Here is a 21,125-nt window from a genome sequence, read left to right as displayed (position 1 = left end):
TAGGGTCGTACGGGATGTCCTGGACTGGAGACGTCAGGGGGTCTCGCCCTCGGGCGTGGGAACCCGCCCCGGTTCCTGCGGCGGGCGCGCTTCCAGGAAGCGGCTGATGCAGAACTTGTAGAAGGCGGCACCGACCGGGCCGCCGATCAGCGGGCCCAGGATGGGAACCCAGAAATAGAGATTCCCGTACTGATCTCGCCAGGCACTGTCGTAGCCGGTGATGAAGCTCGCGAGACGGGGGCCGAAGTCACGGGCGGGGTTGATGGCGTACCCGGCGTCCGTACCCCAGGCCATGCCGATCCCGACCACGATGAGGCCGATGATGAACGGAGCCAGATTGGCCCCCGGCGGGGTGTTGAGCAGGTCGGTGACCGCGAAGACCAGCATCACCAGGATCGCGGTGCCGATGATCTGGTCCCGGAACGCGCCCATCTCGCTCACCGGCAGTGCCCCGTTGCCTGGAAGGGTGTTGAACACAAACTGAGTCTTGAGGGTGTGGCCGGGGTCGGCCGCGGCCAGCGTTTCGGTGTAGTTCCAGCGCACCAGCAGCGCTGCGACGAACGCGCCGGCCGTCTGAGCCACCATGTAGGGCAGCACCTTGGGCCATGGGAAGCCCTTGAAGGCTGCCAGCGAGAGGGTGACCGCCGGGTTGATGTGGGCGCCACTGAGCCGTGCCGCGACATAGATGCCCAGGGTGACACCGATGCCCCAGGCCCAGGAGATGCTGTCGTGATCGCCGAGTGTCCCGTCGGCCAGATAGATGCTTGCGGCGAACTGTGCCACTACGCCGCAGCCGAAGAGGATGAGGACCATGGTGCCGGCGAACTCGGAGAAGAGTTCGCCGATCAGTTCTGTTCTCTTGGTTGGCGCCTGTGCCGTGTTCTCAGCCATTGAATACCCGCTTCCTCACGGTCTGGAGGGCCGCCGTGAAGGCCTCCATCCGGCTCATCGTGTGCTTCGGTGAGCCGCTTTCGCGCGCTGGGTACGGCCGTTCGGGGGTCACGTGTCGGCGTGCTCCGGCGGACGGCGGGCCGCGGGAGGGACGGCGTCCAGCCGGTCGGGGAGCAGCTCGAGGACCGCCCGGCGGTGCGTCTCGCTCGCCGTGTCGTCATACGGGTCGGGGGTGGCCGGCACCTGGAGCCGGTGGGCCGGTCCCGTGCCCACGCGCGCGTACCCGCGCCCCGGTGGCATGCCGGGCACCGGCGTGGTGTGCGGCGGCACACCCAGCACGGCGTGCACCTGCCGCGGGTCGGCGGGGCCGAGGACGACCCGCGCCCGGGTGTGCGACCGTACGGTCTCGGACAGCGCGTCGGCGTGGTCGAGCTGGTCGCCGACGACGACCGTGACACCGACCGTCCGGCCGTGCCGCAGCGGAACCTGCAGCAGCTCCTGCGGATCCCGCCGCCTCTCCGCGGCGGCGAGAAGGCTGAGCCCGGCCGGCCGGTCGAGCAGGATCCACAGTTGTCTGCTCGTGTCCTGCGGTGCCGGACGCCCGGCCTGGCGGGCCCGGTTGGCGGAGATCAGCCGGCGCTCGGTCTCGTTGGCGGCCCACTCCAGGGACGCCAGGGCGCCGCCGAGACCGCACTCCACGGCCAGTACGCCCTGCCGCCCGACCAGGCACGCGTACTCGCCGGTGCCGCTTCCGTCCACCACCAGCACATCGCCCTGGTGCAGCGCCTGGAGGGCGATCGAGCGCACCAGGGTCGTGACACCGGTTCCGCTGGGGCCGAGCGCGAGCAGATGCGGCTCCGTGGAGCGCGGCCCGGTCCGCCACATCACCGGCGGGGCGTCGCGCGTGCCCTCCGCACCCGTCACGGGGACGGTGCGCTGCACACCGCCCGCGTCCGTGAAGCCGAGGACCGTCTCGCCGGGCGCGGTGATGAAGCGCTGGGCGCAGATGTCGGTGGGCAGCGGCGGCAATACGGTCAGGGCGAGCTCGTTCGCCTCCTCGTCCCACTCGAAAAGGTACTCACGGCCGCGGCCGCACTTGGCCTGCAGCAACTGCTCGATACGGTCGCGGGACTGGGGATCGCCGTCCGTGAAGTACGGCGGGTAGCGCAGCTGGAGCCGGGCGAGCCGCCCGTCGTCGTCGAACTCGTAGGCGGAGAGGACCTGTTGCCAGTCGCCGCCGTGCGCGTAGAGCGGGCTCGGGTCGTTCGCGGTGCAGAAGTACGGCACCAGGGCCTCGTAGAGGACGCGCAGTCGGCCGAGCTCGGCCTCGCCCGGGCCGGTCGCGGCGGGGGTGCGGTCGTGGCCCGCCCACGCGGCCGCGCCCATGAGCGCGATCAGCGCGACCAGCGGCCCGTACGGCATGAGGGCGACCGCCACCGCGCAGGCCGCCGCCGTGAGGAGCGCGGGCCCGCGCCGCTCACTCGGTGTCGCGGACCAGCGGCGCCGCCCGGCGGCGGCCAGGCGGCGCAGGCCGCGGCTGATGACGATGAGGGGATGGAGCACGTCGGTGGCGCTGTCGGCTGCCGTGCGCGCGAAGTCGCGGCTGCGGGCGATCGGCGCGCTGGGATTGAGGATGCGGGGCAGTGGACGCCGGGCCACGTTCGTTCTCCTGATGTCCTGAAGCTGAGACGTGCTGCGGGTGCGGGGGGCGTTGCGGGGCGCGGGTGCCGGTGTCGGTCGTCGCGGGAATGCGCGGCCGCGGCTAGAACTTGATTCCGCCCAGGAGGCTGGCCAGGCTCGCGCTGCCCGCCCTGATGCTGGGGGCGATGGCGGTGCCCGCCAGGAAGAAACCGAAGAGCGCGCAGACCACGGCGTGGGAGGCCTTGAGTCCGTCCTTCCGGAGGAACAGGAAGACGATGATGGCGAGCAGCATGACGCCCGAGATGGACAGAATCATGAGGTTCTCCTGAGTGGTGGGGGACGATCGCCGTCACCATGAGTTCATCCAGGATCGCAGCATGTATCCACGAGGAGAAAGCCGCAAACGGGCGAATTGTCATGGAAATCCCCCGGTTGGTTGAGCGGAATCCCCGCACTGCGGGCGGAAGGCCGCTCCTGGGCCGATCATTGCCCCGGGCGGTCCAGGGGCATGTCCCGGGCGCCGCAGTAGGCTGGCGAATCACTCGGAAGGGCACGCGGAACCTGGAAGGCGGATCAACGGATGAGTGCTCCGGAAGCCGGCGACGGTGCGGATCAGGTCGATCCGGAGGTCGTCGAGCTGGCGTCGAGGATCTTCGACCTCGCGCGGTCCGGCGACACCGCCGCCCTGGCCGAGTACGTCGATGCGGGCGTTCCCGCGAACCTCACCAACGACAAGGGCGACTCGCTCGTCATGCTCTCCGCTTACCACGGCCACGCGGCCGCCGTGGAGGCGCTGGTGAGCCGCGGCGCCGACCCGGACCGGGCCAACGACCGCGGCCAGACGCCGCTCGCCGGCGCGGTCTTCAAGGGTGAGGACGAGGTGATTCGCGCCCTGCTCGCGGCCGGCGCCGACCCGGAGGCGGGCACGCCGTCCGCCGTGGACACGGCCCGTATGTTCGGCAAGGGCGAGCTGCTGAAGCTGTTCGGCGCGGAGTGACCCGCAGGGTCAGAACAGCGGGAGCTGGCCCGGGAACGGTGGGGCGTCCAGGTCGATGAGCGGCGGCTGGGTGTCGCCGGCGGACGTGAGCCGCCGCGAGCCGGGGCACGAGACGAGCTCAAGGACCGTACGGCGGCCTGGAGGGTCGTGCCGGGCCAGCCGCCCGCCGACCACGGCGATCCGGCGGCGGCAGACGGGGCAGGCGCGGCGCGGAGCAGACATGTGCTCAGTTTCCCCCACCCGCCGGGGGTTATGGGCCGAGCCTGGAGGCGCGGTCGCTCGGTCGGGCGGGGTGCGGGCCGCTCAGGAGCGGCCGTGCGCTGCGCCACCGTGACCACGAGTCGCCCCCTGGTCCGGGGGTTGGCACATTTTAGACAGGCATCTATCTATAAATCGTTCCAAAGCGCACAATGGTACTGCTCGCCCGATGCCGGGCAGTGCGAACAGAGATGTATGGATCGAAGGAGGCGAGCAGGAATGGCCGATCTCTCGCATCGCCCAGGTGACATTGCGACTCACCCGGACGTACATGAAATGCGGGACCGGTACGCACACATGCTCGAAGGGCGGAGTGCTCCCGCCATCGAGGGACTGGGGTTCCTCGCCGGCGTGTACTGCGCCATCTCGCCGTGGACGGTGCACTTCTCGGGTGCCCGCCCCGAGCTGACTCTCAACAACCTCGTTCTGGGAATCGCCATCGCGCTGATGGCCGTCGGACTCGCCGCCGTGCCGGAGAGGATAGGAGGCCTGGGCTGGACCTTGGCCCCGATGGGGGCTTGGCTGATCATTTCGCCGTGGGTGGTCACGCGCTTCCCCGACGCCGGGATGATCTGGAACAACGTGGTCGTGGGCGCTGTCGTGTGCCTCCTCGGCCTGATCACCGCGGGCGCGGCCATGGGGCCCGGACGCGACGTCACCGCGGGCGCGGGCATGAGGCCTCCTCGCGAAGCGTGACCCCCGGCGGGAGGGGGCCGGCCACCCCGCCGGCGACCTCTCCGCCTTTCCCGAGCGGCAGCCGCTGAGCAGCTGCCGCTCACCTCTGCCGCGCGCGGCGCTCCCCGGGCCGTCGAGCGTGACCGTCAACCACCGTGCGCCCGGAGCCGCTCGTGCACCGCGTACGACTCCGGGGCCCCGGTCCGGGCGGCCCGTACGCGCGTACCGCCGTCGACCACCAGCTCCGCGCCCGTCACCCAGTCCGCCTCGTCGGAGACGAGCCAGACCACGGCCCGGGCGATGTCGTCCGGCTCCCCGATCCGCCCCAGCGGCAGCCCGTCCGCGACCTCCGGCTCTGCCCGTTCCCAGACGAAGCGCGCCATCTCCGTGCGCACCAGGCCGGGGGAGACGGCGTTGACCCGCACGGCGGGGGCGAGTTCCCCGGCGAGTTGCCGGGTGAGGTGGAGCAGGGCCGCCTTGCTCGTCCCGTATGCGCCGACGTGCGGGCCCACGCCGTGCGCGCCCTCGGTGCCGACGTTGACCACCGCGCCTCCGTGCTCGCGCAGCCAGGCCCGCCAGGCGCACTGGACCAGGCGGAGCGGCGCTTCCACATTGACCGCGAAGGCATCGCGCCAGCCCGCCGGGTCGATGTCCATGAGCGGGCCGAACGGGGTGTTGGTGGCGGCGTTGTTCACCACGATGTCCGCGCCGCCGAGTTCCGCCACCGCCAGCGCCACGCAGGCCTCGAGGTGTTCGGGGACCGCGACGGACCCGGCGCAGCCGACGGCCCGGCCGCCGGAGGCGCGCAGCCGCTCAACGGCCGTACGGAGTCCGGCCGGATCCCGTGCGGTGACGCATACCCCGGCCCCGGCCGCGACCAGGGCTTGCGCGACCGCGAAGCCGATGCCGCGGGAGGCGCCGGTGACGATGGCGGCCTTGCCGTGCAGTGCGGGGTGACGAAACGTCATGCGAGCAGAGTCTCATGACGGGATGTCAGATTGTGCCGCCCGTGCAGGGCTCATGCCGCCACGGCGCGGGCCCCGTACCGGAGCGAACCGGCGGCGTGACCAGGGCCGGGTGCTGCCGGGGGTGCGCCGGGTTCGCAGTCCGATTCGTTCAAGACCGGCGCCCGCCCGCTGTCTACGCTGCGGATATGGCACCTCGAATCGATCTCATCGGCCTCGTCGTCTCCGACATGGCCGCCTCGCTCGCCTTCTACCGCAGGCTCGGCCTCGACATCCCGGCCGACGCCGAAACGCAGCCGCACGTGGAGGCCCAGCTGCCCGGCGGACTGCGCATCGCCTGGGACACCGAGGAGACCGTCCGCTCCTTCGACCCGTCCTGGACGCCTCCGCAGGGCGGTCACCGGCTCGCGCTCGCCTTCGCCTGCGACGACCCCGCCGACGTGGACCGGACGTACGACGCACTCCTCGACGCGGGCTACACGGGCCACCTCAAGCCCTGGGACGCGTTCTGGGGGATGCGCTACGCCACCGTCCTCGACCCGGACGGCAACGGCGTCGATCTCTTCGCGCCACTGCCGTGACGCTCCCGCTGGGGGCCCTCGGACAGGCGCGGGTGGCGCTCGGCCCGGCACTGCCGGTTGCCCCCGGCAAGAGGTCCCTGGCGTGGACCGGCCGTGCCGAACCGGCGGCACCCGGCGAAGATCGGCCGGACGGGCCTCAGCGCACCAGTTCGCCCAGCGGAACCCCGGCCAGGGCCTTGACCTCGCGGGCGAGGTGGGCCTGGTCGGCGTACCCCGCGAGCGCCGCGACCTCGGCGTAGGGGGTGCCGGCGCGGGCCAGCGCCAGACCGCGGTTCATCCGCAGCACCCGGGCCAGCGTCTTCGGCCCGTACCCGAAGGCTGCCAGGCAGCGCCGGTGCAGCTGCCGCTCGCCGAGACCGGCCGTCCGCGCGACCGCGGACACGGTCTCGCCCGCGCGCAGGCCCGCCACGACCGCCGCCAGGAGCGGATCGGGCGGCGGAGAGTCGCGCAGCCGGTCGGTGGTGATCGCTTCGAGGGCCGCCGCGGGATCCGCCGCGTCGGAGACGCGCTCGGCCAGCTGCCGCACCCGCCCGCCCGGCCAGAGCGCTGCCAGCGGTATGCGCAGGTCCCGCAGCTCGTGCGCCGGCACACCCAGCACGTCGGGGCCGCGGCCCGGCGGGAACCGCAGCCCCACATAGCGCGCGCCCGGCGAGCTGCCGGGCACGTGCGCCCGCGTGTCAGGACCTGCCACGACCAGCTGCCCGTCGAGCCAGATCAGGTCGGTGCAGCCGTCGGGCAGGACGCGGTGCGGCGCCCGGCCCGCCGTCCGCGTCCACAACACCGCCTCCGCGTGCCGCGAGAACCACTCCTCGTACGTGCCGTCCACGCCTCCAGCATGGCACCGCGGTCGTAGGGCCGGCGCGGTCGCGCCCCCGGCCCGCGGCCGCACCGGACGGGGGGAGCGGTTCACCCGATGGGCGGCGCTGCGCGAGGTCGTTGCTCCGGACGGCCGCCCCGCCCGTGCCACCTGCGCCGTTGCGGCATTCGCGGGACGTGCTGATGCTCCGTTGGCGGGACGCGTTCCGCCATTGCGGCGGGTGCGCTTGACGGGGCGTAGGGGTGCCATGGGTGCGTGGCGCGGACCCGTACCGAAAGGACACCCAGTGAGCCCGGAAGACATACGTCGCGGAAAGCACCTCAGCCCCCGTCGGCGCACCGTCCGGCGCCTCATATGCGGCGGCCTCGTCGGGGCACTCGGAGTCGTCCCCGCCGCGGGCAGCGCCTGGGCGCACGGCGGGCAGCCGCCCGCGGCGCAGCAGCCGCAGGGGCCGGACAGGGAGGCGTACGGGCCGGGCTCCCGTGCCGCGGCCTCGGACGCGCACTCCGACGAGCCCTGGGAGCCGGAACCCCAGGTGGACGAGTACGACCCCGACTCGTACTACCCCGACCTCGACCTGCCGTACGGGGACGGGTGGGGCACGGAGGAGGACTCCGAGGACGAGGACTCGGACGAGGAGGAGACCGACGAGGAGACCGACGAGGAGACCGACGAGGAGACCGACGCCGGGTCGGGCGAGCCGCTCGAAGGCCCGCCGGGCTCCTGGACCAAGCCGATCAGCTCCGGCAAGGTGTCGGCCGCCTACGGGATCCCCGGCAACTGGATCGCCGGACACCACACGGGCGTCGACCTCGCCGTGCCGGTCGGCACCCCGGTCCGCTCCGTCGGCTCCGGCGTCGTCGAGAAGGCGGGCCGCGGCGGCGACTACGGCCTGATGGTGCTGATACGCATGGACGACGGGCGCTACACGCTCTTCGCGCACCTCTCGAAGGTGCTCGTACGGCCCGGGAAGCGGGTGGCGACCGGGTCCCTGATCGGCTACTCCGGCAACACCGGCAGGACCACCGGACCGCACCTTCACTTCGAGGTGCGCAAGACGGCCAAGTACGGCTCGGACATCAACCCCGTGTCGTATCTGGCATCGAAGGGCGTCCGCCTCTGAGAGCGCGCAGGCGGTGCGCCCGCACAGGCGCCGCCGGCCGAAGATCCGGCCGGCGGCGCCTTCCTGGGGTTTTCCTGCGGCCCGGGTCAGGCCAGCTTGGCGGTGAGCGTGATGGTTGTGCCGGAGAGGGCCTGGCTGACCGGGCAGTTGGCCTTCGCGTCCTCGGCGGCGGAGGTGAAGCCCGCCTCGTCGAGGCCTGGCACCTGGCCCTGCACGGTGATGTGGATGCCGGTGATGCCGGTGCCCGGCTGGAAGGTGACCTCCGCCTGCGTCCGCAGCTGCGTCGGAGGTGTGCCGGCCTTGGTGAGGCCGTTCGACAGCGCCATCGAGAAGCAGGCGGAGTGGGCGCCCGCGATCAGCTCCTCGGGGCTGGTCTTCCCGTCCGGCTGTTCGGCGCGCGCGGGCCAGGAGACCGGGTAGTCGCCGATCCCCGAGGAGTCGAAGGTGACGCTGCCCTCGCCCTCGAGCAGGTTGCCGTCCCAGACCGTGTGCGCGGTGCGCGTCGTGGCCACGATGAATCCCTCCTGTGTACGGATTTCGTCACCCGGTCGTGCGCCTCGGCACGACCGAAGGGTTCCCGACGCGCGGTACGGCCGCGCCCCGTACGGTCGCTGCTCAGTGGCCGGGCCAGGGCGGCCGTCGCGTCAGGTTGATCCACTCGCGATCGTACTGCCCCGGGACGGCTTTGCCCGCCGACGTCCAGCGCTCGACCATCGCCGAGTAGATCGGCGCGTCCGTCGGCTGGGGAACCGTTTCGCCTTCTGGTGGCCTGGTCAGCGGCCTGCGCCGTGCCGTGGCCCGTCGAAGCTGCATCGTTGTCACGGTCAACCAACGCTCTCCGGCGCACTCCGGTCACTTCCCGCGCCCCGCACTCACCCGCACCGGCGCCACCTCGCACACGCCATCGAGCCCCAAGGCCGGCGAGCGCGCGCTCTTCGTCATCCCCATGGACCGAGTCCGAGCCGGTGGCCGGGGAGCCCTTTCACCGCGGTCCACCCGGGCGCCGTCGGCCCACGCTGAACACCACACTCGCGCTGGGCGGGGCGTTCCTGAGGCTCTGCCCGGGTGCCAGCGTGGCGCCGGGCTTCCCGACGCAGCCGGGCGAGGAGTGGAGCCGGGCGCGCAGCTCGGTGTTGTTCCGGAAAGCGGTGGCGGCGGTCTCGCTTCCGAGGGGGTAGCAGATGCCGGCGCGCGGGGTGCCGATGGACTGGGCCGGGGTGCTGCGGCCGTAGTCGAAGGACAGCGGCCTCGCGGTCGGGGCGGGCGCGGGCCGCTTCGCGGGCCCGGGGGCGGGGCCGGCTCCGGCCCCGCCGGTGTCCCCGGCCCCCGTCGACTGGGCGGCGGTGAGCGCCACTCCGAGGACACCGGCGGCTGCCACGATCGACAGGCATCGGTTCTTCACGCTCATGTGACGGTCTATCGGCGAGCCGGCCGGAGCCCGCAACCGCTGGAGAACGGCCCGCTGCGCCGTCAGCCGCGCTGTGGTACGAGGTCCTCCGAGGCCCGGCGCCACTTCTCGTGCACGACGACCTCGTGCACGCGCCATCCGGCTTCCGTGCGGCGCAGACCGAAGGTGTACCGGCCGCCGGAGGAGTAGTTCGGGGTCGTCACGTGCTGCCCGTCGCGGCGTCCGTCCAGCCGCATCGGATTGACGTTGACGTAGTCCGCGTGCAGCACCGCGGTGTCCCCGGGCGCACCGTCCACGCTCTCGATCCGCACCTGCCGGTTGACGATCAGGTGCTGGCGTACGGGGAAGAGCCGCATCATCTCCTCCAGCCACGCCGAGACGTCGGCGGCAGGCCCCTCGATCCCGCCGGAGGAGCGGTAGTCGGCGCGCCCGTCGTGGGTGAAGAGGCTTCGGTAGGCCTGCCAGTCGCCGTCGTCGACCGCCCTCGCGTAACCCGTGATCAGATCGTCGATGGCCAGCCGGTCCAGGAGCACCGTGAGCTGAGCGCGCTGCGTCATGCGCACAGTGTTGGGCAGGCGGGCGGCCGGGCCAAGAGGGCAGGGGCACCTAGAAGGATGTGGTGACCGCCCGCCGGGCGCCGGGTGAACGCGGTTGCCGGTGAAGAGGGCTGGACGGCGGATACGACTACCGGATCGTCGCACTCTTTCGAGGGAGGGCAGGGGGTGGTGTACGGGCGGGCACCCGTCGCCGACCGAGTCTGGAGCCACAACTCGTCGCCAGTGGCGAAAGGATCCCCCATGCCTCTGCCTCAGGCTCTCGGCGCCAGCCATCTGGCCGTCGACCTCGGCACCTCCTGCATCCGGATGCGCGGCCCCAGAGGCGCTTCCTTCCACGGCGCCTCGATGCTGGCCGTGGACACCCGCGCCGGCAAGATCGTGGCGGTCGGCGACCCGGCCAAGCGTATGGCGGGCCGTACGCCGCCGGCCATCGAGACCGTCGCGCCCATCCGCCGCGGAGTGATCACGGACTTCGACGCGGCGACCCGGCTGCTGTGGCACGCCATCGGGCAGCAGCGCCGCGGGCGGCTGCGCTCCTGGCTGCCGCCGCGGGTCGTGGCGGGCGTACCCGCGCAGGCCACCGAGGTGCAGCAGCGCGCGGTCGAGGAGGCCTTCGAATTCGCCGGTGCCCGCTCGGTCCACCTGCTGCCGAAGGTGACGCTGGCCGCCATCGGGGCGGGGGTTCCGGTGTGGGACGCGACCGGCACGATGGTCGTCGACATCGGCGCCGGTACGACCGAGGTCGCGGCCTTCGCGTTCGGCAACCTGGTGGCGGCCCAGTCCACGACGACCGCGGGCGACGCCTTCGGTGAGGCGCTGCGCGGCTATCTGCACCGGGAGCACACCCTCGCCCTGGGCGCCGAGGCCGCGGAGGAGGTCAAGATCAGCCTCAGCCGGGCGGCAGCCACCGGCAGGAACACCTGTGTGCAGGTGCGCGGCAGGGACCGGATCAGCGATCTGCCCAAGACCGCGATCATGTCGGCAGGCGAGCTCATGCGGGTGGTCGCACCGGAGATCAAGCGGATCGCCGCCACCGTGACCGCCGTCATCGGACAGTGCCCGGCCGTCGTGGCGGACGACGTGGTCGGCCGCGGTCTGGTGCTCACCGGGGGAGGGGCGCTGCTCGGCGGTCTGCCGGAGCAACTGGGCCGGACCGTGGGCATGGCCGTCCATCTCGTCGACTCGCCGGAGACGTCGGTACTCGACGGAGCCGTCCGCTGGGTGGCCGACTCCGCGACGCCCTCGGGACAGCAGCCGCTCCTCGCTCCCATCTGACAGCGAGTCAGCTAACCGTCAGTTTCCTTGCGCTGTAGGGAATCTGACGGGAAGTCGGGAAATCCCCCCGGATGGAGCAGGAACTCGCGGCAGCTGTCGCCAACCCTTCCTACCGTGCGGATATGGACACGATGCCTGGACTGAAGACGCGGACCGGCGCGGCGGCTGTCGCCGCCGCGTGTCTGACAGTCGCCGGCCCGGTGACCCCGGGTCACGCGGACGGCGAGGGACAGCACCACGTCGTTCCGGCCGCGGTCGGTGGGCCCCTGCTCGGCCGCCCCGGAGTGCAGGTGCTGCCGAGGCGCGGCGCACCGGAGCTCCCCCCGGGGCTCACGGCTCTGTCCTGGATGATTTCCGACGCTCGTACGGGCCAGGTGCTCGCGGCCAAGAACGCACACCGCAGGCTCGCCCCGGCGAGCACGCTCAAGACCCTCTTCGCGGTGACCGTGCTGCCGAGGCTGCCGCAGTCCGCGCTCCACACGGTGACAGAAGCGGACCTCGTCGGCATCGGAGCCGGCAGCAGCCAGGTCGGCATCAAGCCCGGGAAGTCGTACGCCGTGGCCGACTTGTGGCGCGGGGTCTTCCTCCGCTCGGGCAACGACGCCGTACGCGCGCTGGCCGCGATGAACGGGTCGATGGCCGAGACGATCGCCCAGATGCGCGCCAAGGCCCGCGCGCTGGGGGCCTACGACACGCGTGTGGTCTCGGCGGACGGCTACGACGCACCCGGCCAGGTTTCCTCCGCGTACGACCTGTCCTTGTTCGCGCTCGCGGGCCTGGCCAACCCCGACTTCGTCCGCTACAGCTCCACCGGGGTCGCCAAGTTCCCGATGGGAAGGGCGGCGAACGGCAAGCAGAAGGGCTTCTTCCAGATCCAGAACACCAACCGGCTGCTGACCGGCGCCCCCGGCCTCGACCCGTACCGCGGGCTCATCGGCGTGAAGAACGGCTACACCAGCCACGCCGGCAACACCCTCGTCGTCGCCGCAAGGCGGGGCGGGCGAACCTTGGTCGCCACGGTCATGAATCCCCAGTCAGGGATGCCCAACGCGGTGTACGAGGAGGCCCGTTCACTGCTCGACTGGGGTTTCGCCTCGGCCGGGCAGGTCTCGGCCGTCGGCCGGCTGCAGACTCCGCCGAGTTCGGTCACCCGGCATATCGTGCGTCCGCCGCGCGAGACGGAGGGCGGTGTCATGAGCCGTGTGGCGGCCCATGTCCCGCACGGGCGGACGGGGGTGGTGTGGCTGGCCGGAGGGGCGGGCGCGCTGATCGGGGGCGGTGCGGCCCTGCTGCTCCTGCGGCGTGGCCGGATCCGCCGGCGGTCCTGACGGGCCCGCCGGGCCGTGAGGGCCCGGCGCGGGCCGTCCGTCAGGTCCGGACACTCCGGGCCGGTTCGTCATCCCGGCTCAGACTCCGGGCCGCGTTCGCACTCCCGGCTCAGACTCCGGGCCTCTCGCGAGGAATGCGCTCCAGCAGTGTCCGCATATCATCCGCGTGCTCCTCCTCCTGCGCCAGGATGTTCTCGAAGATGCGGCGCGTGGTCGGGTCGCCTGTGCCGATCCACTGGGTGATCTCGGTGTACGCCGAGATCGCCACCCGCTCCGCCACCAGATCTTCCTTGATCATCTCGATCAGGTCGCGGCTGGCGTCGTACTCGGCATGCGCCCGGTGCGTCAGGGTGTCGGGGTTGAAGTCCGGTTGGCCGCCGAGCTGGACGATGCGCTGGGCCAGCATGTCGGCGTGCTGCTCCTCCTCCTGGGCGTGCTCGAGGAACTCGGCGGCGACCGGCTCCGAGTACAGCCCAGTGGCGGTGTAGTAGTGCCGCTTGTAGCGCAGTGTGCAGACGATCTCGGTGGCCAGCGCCTCGTTGAGCACCTGGATCACCCGCTCCAGGTCGGCGCCGTACACATCCGTCACCGGACCCTTGTCGATCTCCCGCCGGGCCCGCTCCCTGATGGTCTGGATGTCGGTGAGGAACTCTGCCATGTCGTAACCGCCTTTCTCGGGGCACGGGTGCCGCGTGCTTGCTGCGCCTTCCCCGTGTGCCCCGATTGCGGCTTTCCATCACGGCTGTTCAGCCGACCGGCCGTACCCTGCGAGTGCCACCGGCTGGAGGAACTCGCCCACCAGGGTGCGGTGCCACCACGCCCCCGTCGCGCGCCGCTCCCGCCATGTGGTGAAGCGGTACTGGTACAGGCGGGCGCGCACATGGGTGGGCGGGGTGGCGGGGAAGGGGTTGGAGCGCAGCAGCTTCAGCGTCGCCCGGTCGTTCTCCAACAGGCGCTCGGCGAACGGCAGGAACCATGACCGCGAGTACGCGGGCGACAGCGCGGCGAACCACATCAGCCAGTCGAGCCGGAGGTGGTACGGGGCGACTTGGGGCGGCAGCCGCGCCGGATCGCCGGGCTTGCCCTTGAACTCGTATTCCCGCCATTCGGTGTCGCGCGTGATCTCCGGCTCGTCGGTCCCCTCGACGACCACCTCGCGGCGGGTGCGGCTGATGGTGCCGAACGCCCCGTAGGTGTTGACCAGATGGAACGCGTTGAAGGAACGGTTCATCTGCTGGGCGCGTGAGAGCAGATTGCGGGCGGGCCAGTAGCTGAGCACGACGACCAGCGCGGTCGCGGCGATCACCAGAACCTCGAACCAGACCGGCGTACCGCCGAACTCCGGCGGCTCGGGCAGCGGCAGCAGGTCGGCGGCCAGCGCACCGTTGACCGCGGGCAGGGCCAGGACGATGGTCACCCAGTTCAGCCAGGCGAAGTTGCCGGACACCACGAGCCACAGCTGCGTGACGATGATCGCGAGCGCGGCGATGCTCGCCACGGGCTGCGGTGTGAACAGCGCTACGGGGACGACGAGCTGGGCCACGTGGTTGGCGGCCACCTCGACGCGGTGCAGCGGACGGGGCAGATGGTGGAAGTACCAGCTCAGCGGGCCGGGCATGGGCTGGGTCTCGTGGTGGTAGTGGAGGCACGTCAGATCCCGCCAGCAGCGGTCGCCGCGCATCTTGATCAGCCCTGCGCCGAACTCGACCCGGAACACCAGCCAGCGCAGCAGCCAGAGGATGAGGACGGGCGGCGCGGTGCGCTCGTTCCCGAGGAACACCGCGAGGAACCCCGCCTCCAGCAGCAGGGACTCCCAGCCGAAGCCGTACCAGGTCTGGCCGACGTTGACGATCGACAGATACAGCACCCAGAGCGCGGCCCACATCAGCATCGACGCCCAGAGCGGCACGGCGTCGGCCGCCCCGCCGGCCACGGCCGCGGAGAGCGCGGCGCCGGTCCACGCGACGGCGGCGAAGAACCGGTCCGAGTAGTGGAAGTGGAAGATGCTGGGCGCCTCCCGGAACGGCACCCGCCCGAGGAAGAACGGCACCGGCGTCATCCCGCGCTCGCCGATCAGCGCGCGGAACTGGTTGGCCGCGGCGAGGAAGGCGACCAGATAGAGCGCCGCCAGGGCCCGCTGGAAGACCAGCCGGCTCAGCCAGTAGCCGGAATCCGCGAACCACTCCATGCCGACTGCTCCTCGGACAGCGTCCTGGCGATGGGCCATCTTCCCTACCACCCGTACCCAGCCGCGGAAGTCCCAGTGGTGCGGCGGGAGGGAGGGTTCATCCACTCGGCGGCTCGGGCTCCGCCCCAAAGCCCGGGGGCCGGTGTCCGGGGGTGGTGGTGGCCCCTGCTTACGGGATGGGGGCCGGCGGACCAGGCTTTGGTGCACTGCGGGGAAAGACCCGCCGCGTACGTCCTAGGCTGGCCGCATGGCGGTACGCACTCGGGTCACGGACTCCGCGGCAGGGCTGCCCGCGCCCGCGTTGCGCCCGTACGTCCGGCGCTATCTCGGCTACCGCTACCTCGGTTATCCGCCCGGGACCCACCTGGGCCTGCCCTCCGGCTGGGTCACCGTCGTCGTGAGTCTGGGCGAGCCCACGCGGGTCGCCCGGACTCCGGGGGAGCGGACCACCGCGCACCCCGCGCTCGCCGGCGGCCTGCACACCGCGCCCGTCGGCATCGCGCACGACGGCGACCAGTACGGCGTACAGCTCGAGCTCTCGCCGCTGGGCTGCCGGACGCTGCTGGGTCTGCCCGCCGCCGGGATCGCGGCCGCCGTCGTCGACCTGTCCGAGCTGCTCGGCCCCGCCGTCGTCCGGGACCTGCCCGAGCGCATGGCGGCGGGCTCGACCTGGGCCGAGCGGTTCGCGGTGCTCGGCGAGGCGCTCGGGCGTGCCGCCGCGGCCCGGGATACGGCGGTCGTGGCGCCGGAGGTCGCGTACGCCTGGCGGCGCGTCCGGCAGTCGGGCGGCGCCGTACGCGTCGGGGCGCTGGCGGCCGACATCGGCTGGAGCCGCCGCCACCTGACCTCACGCTTCGCGGCCGAGTTCGGGCTCACGCCGAAGGACGCCGCCCGTGTCGTGCGCTTCGAGCGCGCCAAGAGCATGCTGTGCCAGCCCGCACGGCCATCCCTGGCTGAGACGGCGGCCGCCTGCGGCTACTACGACCAGTCGCACCTGGCCCGAGAGTGGCGTGACCTCGTCGGCATGCCGCCCTCCGCCTGGCTCGCCGCCGAGGAGCTGCCGCCGGTAGAGGCCGCCTCCGACCCCCGCTGACGGCCCTGCTGACCGGCCCGGTTCCCATTCGTCCAAGCCCACCGCGCCCCGGGCCGCGCAGCATGGGCCCATGAGCGACAACACCATCGAACGCACCCGTACCGCGGTGTGGCCGACCATGCACTACCGGGACGCCCGCGCCGCCATCCGCTTCCTCGCCGACGCCTTCGGCTTCGAGGTCGCCGCCCTGTACACCGGGGACACACCGGACGAGGTCGTCCACGCCGAGCTGCACACGCCGGGCGGCGGAGGCGTCATGCTCGGCAGCACCCGCCAGGACAGCGTCATCGCGGACCTGCCGTCCGGCACGGGCTCCGTCTACGCGGTCACCGACGACCCCGATGCCCTCTTCGCCCGCGCCACGGCCGCCGGGGCCACGGTCGTCCGGGGCCTGGAGGACACCGACTACGGCTCCCGTGGCTTCACTGTCCGGGACCCCGAGGGAGTCTTCTGGAGCTTCGGGACGTACGCGGGCAGCTGATCGTCGCGACTCGGGATGCCGTCGGCGCGCGAAAGTGGGTCCAATGGGGGTATGACCAGGTGTACGTCGAACCCGGCGGCGCCTGGCAGTGGCGTCGGAGGCGAGGAGGCTCGCGCCCATGACTACTGCGCCCCGATTCTTGCGGTCCCTGCCGACCGGCATCCGCGACCGTCTGATGGAGCTGGCCCAGGAGGTGTCCTTCCCCCAGGACGCCCGGATCTTCGAGGAAGGGGGAAGGGCGACCGGCTTCTGGATCATCCGCTCGGGCGCGGTCACCCTCGATCTGCGCGTGGCGGACCGGCGGCGCGCTACGGTCGCCACTCTCGGCCCCGGCGATCTGCTGGGCTGGTCGTGGCTGTTCCCGCCCTACGAGTGGGACTTCGGAGCCGAGGCGCTGAGCCCGGTCCGCACGTACGCGTTCGACGGGGCGCAGGTGCGCGCGCTGTGCGATGAGGATCCGGCGCTCGGCGTGGTCGTCCTGCGCACGGTCGCGGAGATCCTCGCCCACCGGCTGCAGACCGCCCGCACCCGGCTGCTCGAGATGTCGCCGTACACGTCCACGGCGTAAGCGGCCTCGGGGAAGTCGGGGCACATCCCCACGCCGCCATGCACGGCCATGCGCTGCGTTGCCGAAGCGCCCGAGTAGGCCCACTACGAGGGCGCTTCGGCGCCTTGCGCCTGACCGCGCCTGACGACGCGGGAACGCACCCCGACTTCCCCGAGGCCGCTTAGCCGCGCGGGCGGTCCGCGGCCGGGTCGGTGGCCGACAGGTGTATGCAAAAGCCTGTGGCGCCCGCCGGAAGAAGGAACGGGCGCCACAGGGGGCGGTGCCGGAAGGCCGGGGGCTGCTCCGGCCCTCCGCCACGCCCGCTCGGAGCACCGGCCGACGGCGCCGCGCCGGGGCCGGCGTGGGGGTGCTCACGCGCGTACTGCACGGTCAACGCGTCCGCTGCGACGAGGTTGCGGCCTGGCACGAACGAGAGCCCGCTCGGGCGCACGGCGCGCCGGTGTCCGAGTGACGTTGCTCGCGCCCGGCGCCGTATCGGGGTACCCATGGCCGGAGTTGTCCCCATGGCATGGAGCCCTTCTTGACCGCCAGCCCAGCTTCCGCATCCGCTGTCGCCGCACCCGGCCTGTCCTTCGCGGCTCCGCGCCGGCCCGGGCAGGCGGAGGAGGAGCTGTGCAGGCTGTCCTTCCGCGGCTTCCGTTACGAGTGCCGCGTGCTGCGGCAGCGCGACGCGAGGACGGCGCCCATCCTGCTGCTGGGCGGGGCGGCGCAGGACAAGTACGCCTGGGCCAGACACGAGCCGAGACTCGCGGAGATCACCACCGTCCTCACCGTGGACCTGCCCGGCTGGGGCGGCGCCGACGCCCTCCCCGCGCGCTACGGGATGGACTTCCTCGCCGACGCCGTCCTGCACACCCTCGACCGGAACGGCATCCGCACCGCGAACGTCATGGGCGCCTGCTATGGCGGAGTGATCAGCCTCCGCTTCGCCCAGCGTCACCCGGACCGCGTGGCGCGGCTGGCCCTCGTCGGCACCCGCCGTACGCTGCCGGGGCCGCTGCGGGAGACCTTCCGGTTCGGCGTCGAGCTGCTGCGCCGCAAGGAGCAGGCGGAATTCGCGAGGCGCGCCGCCGAGCTGTTCGCGCCGCTGGCGGACCGGGCGGTCGTCCGCAGGCGCGGAGCCGTGTACCGGCTGCTGGAGCGCCAGTTCCAGCAGATGACGCCGGGTCAGGTCGACCGGTTCGTGCTGAACACCGAGCGGCTGCTGCGGCACCCGCTCTACGACCCGGAACCGGTGCCGCCGCCCGTTGCGACGCTCTTCGTGCACGGTGAGCACGACCGCTTCTCCTCCCCGGGCCACGGCCGGGAGATGGCCGCGGACCTGCCCGGCTCGCGGGTCGCGGTCATGGAGGCGGCGGGCCACATGATCCCGCTGGAGCGCCCGGACGACTTCACCGATCTCCTGGTGCGGTTCTTCACCGACGAGCCGCTCGACGAGCTGCCCCTGTGGCTCGGCGGTGCGGAGCGCTGAAGCGCGGAGAAGCCGAGCACTGAAGCGCCGGGGAAAATTGAGTGGTCCCCCACGGCGCGGTGGACGAGGCTGAACCCATGAACGACATGCACGCCCCCGCGCCCCTGGCTCCGGGCAGCGATGTCACCGTGCGGCTGGTCAAGCACCCCCGCCCCGACGTCCGGTACCCCGCGGTCGTGGCCGGCGACGACGGCACGCACCTGGTGGTGCGCGCGCCCTGGGCGGGCGCGGCCGAGCGGGACTTCGGCTTCGTGCGCTTCGAGTACGGCGATGTGTTCACCGAGCACTACTGGCGCGACCGCTGGTACTCGGTGAAGGAGGTACGCGCCGCCGACGGCCGGGTGAAGGGCTGGTACTGCGACGTGACCCGGCCCGCCCGCGTTGAGCCCGGCACGCTCGTCGTCGAGGATCTGGACCTCGACCTCTGGCTCTCGGCGGACCACAGGACGATCCTGCGCCTGGACGAGGACGAGTTCCTGGAGAGCGGCCTCGCGGAGCGCGACCCGGCCGCCGCGGGGCGGGCCCGTGAGGCCCTGGACGACCTCGAGCGCCTGGCCCGCGAGGACGGCTTCGCCTCGATCCTGGACCCGGACCGGCCGGGCCGGGGTTGAGGATCCTGTCCCGGCCGGGGCGGGCAGCAGGGGGCGCCTGGAGCCGGTCCCGCGATGCAGCGGGAGGGCCCTCGCCTTGACCGCGGGGTCGGCTCCTCCGGCCGGGACAGGAGCGGGCGTGCGGCAGCAGCAGCGTATCTGCGCCGCTGCGCCAGCTGATCACATCTGCTGCCCGCTCAGGGGCGCAACATGACGCCCCGCCGGTGATTCGCCCGACGTGGTGATGGCCGCAGCCAGGTGTACGAATCGCGCGATGGGGCCGTCCGTACGGGATCCGTCCTTTCCGTACGGGATCCGGGCCCTCCGTCACCGCCGGGGCGGCCTCACCCCGGGCGCGGGGCCTCGCGCGTACGGGTCCACGTCAGCAGCCCGTGAGCCGTCCAGGTGTTGATGACCCGCTCCCTCGGAACGCCGCACTCCGCGGCCCGGGCGCACCCGTGGACGTGCCAGTCGAGCTGGCCCGGGGCGTGCGCGTCGGTGTCGATCGCGAAGAACACCCCGGCGTCCACGGCCTGCCGCAGCAGCCGGCGCGGCGGATCGAGGCGCTCCGGGCGGCAGTTGATCTCCACCGCGGTCCCCGACTCCGCGCACGCGCCGAACACCTCCGCCGCGTCGAACTGCGACTCCGGGCGGCTCCCGATGAGGCGTCCCGTGCAGTGGCCCAGCACATCGACCAGCGGGCTGCGGACCGCCGTGACCATCCGCCGCGTCATGTACGTCCGCTCCATCCGCAGCTTGGAGTGGACCGAGGCCACCACCACGTCGAGCCGGTCCAGCAGCTCCGGCTCCTGGTCCAGGGAGCCGTCGGGCAGGATGTCGACCTCGATTCCGGTCAGCAGCCGGAACGGCGCCAGCTCCTCGTTCAGTTCTGCGACCACCTCCAGCTGCTCGCGCAGCCGGTCCGCGGAGAGCCCGCGGGCGACCGTCAGCCGCGGGGAGTGGTCCGTCAGCGCTGCCCAGTCGTGGCCCAGTTCCGCGGCGGTCCTGGCCATCACGTCGATCGGGCTGCCGCCGTCCGACCAGTCCGAGTGCGTATGGCAGTCGCCGCGCAGCGCGGCGCGCAGCTTCGCCGCGCCCTCGTCGAGCGGCTCCGGCGCGGTCTCGGCCTCCAGCTTCGCCAGGTAGCCGGGCACCTCCCCCCTCAGCGCCTCCCGTACGACCTGCGAGGTCTTCGGGCCCACGCCCTTCAGGGACTCGAGCGTGCCGGTCGCGGCCCGCCGCTCCACCTCCTCGGCCGTCAGCCCGGCCAGCACGGCGGACGCCGTACGGAAGGCGCGCACGCGGTAGGTGGGGGCCTGGGCGCGCTCGAGGAGGAACGCGATCCGGTCGAGTGCCGCCACCGGTTCCACTCCGGCCCCCTACGAGCGGGCGGCCGCGAAGTCCGCCGGACGCAGCTCCGCCGGATTCTGGCCGGTCGCGACGGTGTGGACGGCGATCTCGCGCAGTTTGACGTTCAGGCTCTGCGACGCCTTGACCAGCATCCCGAAGGCCTCGCGTGAGGTCACCCGGTAGCGCTCCATGAGGATGCCCGTCGCCTCGCCGATGACCTGGCGGCTGGCGACCGCGTGGGAGAGGTTCTCCACCGCGGCCGCGGCGGAGAGGGCGATCGCCGCATGGGTCGCCAGCACGGCCACCGTCTTGGCGGTGTCGACGCTGAAGGCGCCCGGCTCGGCCGAGAGGAGGTTGAGGCATCCGGTGGCGTCCCGCTCGTCGTTAAGACGGCAGCTGAGCATCGAGCCGACGCCCAGGCCCGCGGCCTCGCGCGCGAAGCGGGGCCAGCGCCGCTCGCCCGCCATGTTCTCGATGCGGACCACCGGCTCGCCGCTCGTGTCCCCCGGATCCCGCAGACAGGGCCCCTCGCCGGTCTCGGACTGGGCGCGGTCCACGCACAGCACCAGCGGGTGCGTGTAGGCGGGGCTGTCCAGGGCCTTGCCGCGGCGCAGCAGCGTCACCCCGGCGTACTGGGCGCCGTCCGCGGCGGTCGCGGCGAGTTCCGTGATCTCCTGCAGGATCTGGTCGCGTGAGGGCTGCCCGTGCAGGGCCTTCGCCATGGCCGCAAACGTTTCCGACAGCCACAGCGCGGAGCCGGCGTCGCCCATCCCGGAGCCTCCTCTTCGAGAACCGGACATCAAGCATGTTCAGGGGTAAATTACCCAATCTGCTATCTTCCGCGCTGCATGAGCCGGGTGTCATCGAG

General features: G+C 72.4%; 25 protein-coding genes. 11 read left to right on the top strand and 14 right to left on the bottom strand.

Features of this window, described 5'->3' with window-relative positions:
- Positions 1 to 33: 33 nt before the first annotated feature.
- The 3 genes from ACTWQC_RS02430 to ACTWQC_RS02420 all read right to left on the bottom strand — a co-directional run bounded on the left by ACTWQC_RS02430 (position 34) and on the right by ACTWQC_RS02420 (position 2,848).
- Positions 34 to 891 (bottom strand): MIP/aquaporin family protein, encoded by an 858-nt coding sequence (locus tag ACTWQC_RS02430; protein ID WP_443313795.1) that lies wholly within the window; start codon positions 889 to 891, stop codon positions 34 to 36.
- A 108-nt stretch (positions 892 to 999) separates the two neighbouring features.
- Positions 1,000 to 2,550: a hypothetical protein gene (locus tag ACTWQC_RS02425; RefSeq protein WP_443313794.1), complete on the bottom strand. Its 1,551-nt coding sequence runs from the start codon at positions 2,548 to 2,550 to the stop codon at positions 1,000 to 1,002.
- A gap of 103 nt (positions 2,551 to 2,653) precedes the next feature.
- On the bottom strand, positions 2,654 to 2,848 hold the full coding sequence (locus tag ACTWQC_RS02420) for a hypothetical protein (RefSeq protein ID WP_443313793.1): 195 nt from the start codon (positions 2,846 to 2,848) through the stop codon (positions 2,654 to 2,656).
- Positions 2,849 to 3,112: 264 nt separating this feature from the next.
- Between ACTWQC_RS02420 and ACTWQC_RS02415 the strand changes: the two genes are divergently transcribed.
- Positions 3,113 to 3,529: an ankyrin repeat domain-containing protein gene (locus ACTWQC_RS02415; RefSeq protein WP_443313792.1), complete on the top strand. Its 417-nt coding sequence runs from the start codon at positions 3,113 to 3,115 to the stop codon at positions 3,527 to 3,529.
- Positions 3,530 to 3,538: 9 nt separating this feature from the next.
- Here the strand turns inward: ACTWQC_RS02415 and ACTWQC_RS02410 are convergent, their stop codons facing one another.
- On the bottom strand, positions 3,539 to 3,751 hold the full coding sequence (locus ACTWQC_RS02410) for a hypothetical protein (protein WP_443313791.1): 213 nt from the start codon (positions 3,749 to 3,751) through the stop codon (positions 3,539 to 3,541).
- Between the two features lie 255 nt (positions 3,752 to 4,006).
- Between ACTWQC_RS02410 and ACTWQC_RS02405 the strand changes: the two genes are divergently transcribed.
- Complete coding sequence (locus tag ACTWQC_RS02405; protein WP_443313790.1) at positions 4,007 to 4,483, top strand: SPW repeat protein; 477 nt, start codon at positions 4,007 to 4,009, stop codon at positions 4,481 to 4,483.
- 125 nt (positions 4,484 to 4,608) lie between these two features.
- Here ACTWQC_RS02405 and ACTWQC_RS02400 read toward each other — a convergent pair whose 3' ends face one another.
- Positions 4,609 to 5,430, bottom strand: coding sequence for an SDR family oxidoreductase (locus ACTWQC_RS02400; RefSeq protein ID WP_443313789.1), 822 nt, complete (start codon positions 5,428 to 5,430; stop codon positions 4,609 to 4,611).
- A 185-nt stretch (positions 5,431 to 5,615) separates the two neighbouring features.
- On the opposite strand from ACTWQC_RS02400, the gene ACTWQC_RS02395 reads away from it, so the two are divergent.
- Positions 5,616 to 6,008, top strand: coding sequence for a VOC family protein (locus tag ACTWQC_RS02395; RefSeq protein WP_443313788.1), 393 nt, complete (start codon positions 5,616 to 5,618; stop codon positions 6,006 to 6,008).
- 136 nt (positions 6,009 to 6,144) lie between these two features.
- Here the strand turns inward: ACTWQC_RS02395 and ACTWQC_RS02390 are convergent, their stop codons facing one another.
- On the bottom strand, positions 6,145 to 6,834 hold the full coding sequence (locus ACTWQC_RS02390) for a helix-turn-helix domain-containing protein (protein ID WP_443313787.1): 690 nt from the start codon (positions 6,832 to 6,834) through the stop codon (positions 6,145 to 6,147).
- 277 nt (positions 6,835 to 7,111) lie between these two features.
- On the opposite strand from ACTWQC_RS02390, the gene ACTWQC_RS02385 reads away from it, so the two are divergent.
- Positions 7,112 to 7,948 (top strand): M23 family metallopeptidase, encoded by an 837-nt coding sequence (locus tag ACTWQC_RS02385; protein ID WP_443313786.1) that lies wholly within the window; start codon positions 7,112 to 7,114, stop codon positions 7,946 to 7,948.
- An 86-nt stretch (positions 7,949 to 8,034) separates the two neighbouring features.
- Here ACTWQC_RS02385 and ACTWQC_RS02380 read toward each other — a convergent pair whose 3' ends face one another.
- The 4 genes from ACTWQC_RS02380 to ACTWQC_RS02365 all read right to left on the bottom strand — a co-directional run bounded on the left by ACTWQC_RS02380 (position 8,035) and on the right by ACTWQC_RS02365 (position 9,913).
- Positions 8,035 to 8,460, bottom strand: coding sequence for an OsmC family protein (locus ACTWQC_RS02380; protein WP_443313785.1), 426 nt, complete (start codon positions 8,458 to 8,460; stop codon positions 8,035 to 8,037).
- 103 nt (positions 8,461 to 8,563) lie between these two features.
- Positions 8,564 to 8,761, bottom strand: a complete 198-nt coding sequence (locus ACTWQC_RS02375) for a hypothetical protein (protein WP_443313784.1) — start codon at positions 8,759 to 8,761, stop codon at positions 8,564 to 8,566.
- Between the two features lie 169 nt (positions 8,762 to 8,930).
- On the bottom strand, positions 8,931 to 9,356 hold the full coding sequence (locus ACTWQC_RS02370; RefSeq protein ID WP_443313783.1) for a hypothetical protein: 426 nt from the start codon (positions 9,354 to 9,356) through the stop codon (positions 8,931 to 8,933).
- Positions 9,357 to 9,418: 62 nt separating this feature from the next.
- Positions 9,419 to 9,913 (bottom strand): nuclear transport factor 2 family protein, encoded by a 495-nt coding sequence (locus ACTWQC_RS02365; protein ID WP_443313782.1) that lies wholly within the window; start codon positions 9,911 to 9,913, stop codon positions 9,419 to 9,421.
- A 240-nt stretch (positions 9,914 to 10,153) separates the two neighbouring features.
- Between ACTWQC_RS02365 and ACTWQC_RS02360 the strand changes: the two genes are divergently transcribed.
- Together ACTWQC_RS02360 and ACTWQC_RS02355 are read left to right on the top strand one after the other, a co-directional pair.
- Positions 10,154 to 11,188 carry a rod shape-determining protein gene (locus ACTWQC_RS02360; RefSeq protein ID WP_443313781.1) on the top strand — a complete coding sequence of 345 codons (1,035 nt, stop codon included), beginning with the start codon at positions 10,154 to 10,156 and terminating at the stop codon, positions 11,186 to 11,188.
- A gap of 122 nt (positions 11,189 to 11,310) precedes the next feature.
- Complete coding sequence (locus tag ACTWQC_RS02355) at positions 11,311 to 12,516, top strand: D-alanyl-D-alanine carboxypeptidase family protein (protein ID WP_443313780.1); 1,206 nt, start codon at positions 11,311 to 11,313, stop codon at positions 12,514 to 12,516.
- Positions 12,517 to 12,625: 109 nt separating this feature from the next.
- Here ACTWQC_RS02355 and ACTWQC_RS02350 read toward each other — a convergent pair whose 3' ends face one another.
- Both ACTWQC_RS02350 and ACTWQC_RS02345 read right to left on the bottom strand, forming a co-directional pair.
- Positions 12,626 to 13,174, bottom strand: a complete 549-nt coding sequence (locus ACTWQC_RS02350) for a ferritin-like domain-containing protein (RefSeq protein ID WP_443313779.1) — start codon at positions 13,172 to 13,174, stop codon at positions 12,626 to 12,628.
- 78 nt (positions 13,175 to 13,252) lie between these two features.
- On the bottom strand, positions 13,253 to 14,704 hold the full coding sequence (locus tag ACTWQC_RS02345; RefSeq protein ID WP_443313778.1) for a lipase maturation factor family protein: 1,452 nt from the start codon (positions 14,702 to 14,704) through the stop codon (positions 13,253 to 13,255).
- Between the two features lie 247 nt (positions 14,705 to 14,951).
- Here ACTWQC_RS02345 and ACTWQC_RS02340 point away from each other — a divergent pair, with 247 nt between their 5' ends.
- The 5 genes from ACTWQC_RS02340 to ACTWQC_RS02320 all read left to right on the top strand — a co-directional run bounded on the left by ACTWQC_RS02340 (position 14,952) and on the right by ACTWQC_RS02320 (position 18,928).
- Positions 14,952 to 15,797: a helix-turn-helix domain-containing protein gene (locus tag ACTWQC_RS02340; protein WP_443313777.1), complete on the top strand. Its 846-nt coding sequence runs from the start codon at positions 14,952 to 14,954 to the stop codon at positions 15,795 to 15,797.
- 70 nt (positions 15,798 to 15,867) lie between these two features.
- A complete protein-coding gene (locus tag ACTWQC_RS02335) occupies positions 15,868 to 16,278 on the top strand; it encodes a VOC family protein (protein ID WP_443313776.1) in 411 nt (136 codons plus the stop codon).
- Positions 16,279 to 16,396: 118 nt separating this feature from the next.
- Entirely contained in the window at positions 16,397 to 16,846 is a 450-nt protein-coding gene (locus ACTWQC_RS02330; RefSeq protein ID WP_443313775.1) for a Crp/Fnr family transcriptional regulator, read from the top strand.
- A 520-nt stretch (positions 16,847 to 17,366) separates the two neighbouring features.
- Positions 17,367 to 18,317, top strand: a complete 951-nt coding sequence (locus ACTWQC_RS02325; protein WP_443313774.1) for an alpha/beta fold hydrolase — start codon at positions 17,367 to 17,369, stop codon at positions 18,315 to 18,317.
- An 86-nt stretch (positions 18,318 to 18,403) separates the two neighbouring features.
- Complete coding sequence (locus ACTWQC_RS02320) at positions 18,404 to 18,928, top strand: DUF402 domain-containing protein (protein WP_443313922.1); 525 nt, start codon at positions 18,404 to 18,406, stop codon at positions 18,926 to 18,928.
- Positions 18,929 to 19,251: 323 nt separating this feature from the next.
- Here the strand turns inward: ACTWQC_RS02320 and ACTWQC_RS02315 are convergent, their stop codons facing one another.
- Positions 19,252 to 20,277: a PHP domain-containing protein gene (locus ACTWQC_RS02315; protein WP_443313773.1), complete on the bottom strand. Its 1,026-nt coding sequence runs from the start codon at positions 20,275 to 20,277 to the stop codon at positions 19,252 to 19,254.
- A 9-nt stretch (positions 20,278 to 20,286) separates the two neighbouring features.
- Positions 20,287 to 21,027, bottom strand: coding sequence for a GAF and ANTAR domain-containing protein (locus ACTWQC_RS02310; protein ID WP_443313772.1), 741 nt, complete (start codon positions 21,025 to 21,027; stop codon positions 20,287 to 20,289).
- Positions 21,028 to 21,125 lie beyond the last annotated feature (98 nt).

Origin of the sequence: Streptomyces sp. 8N616 (assembly GCF_052246385.1) — a bacterium.
Taxonomy (GTDB): Bacteria; Actinomycetota; Actinomycetes; order Streptomycetales; family Streptomycetaceae; genus Streptomyces.
Note: the sequence above shows the minus strand (reverse complement) of the source record. Positions and strands in the feature narration are given on the sequence as shown.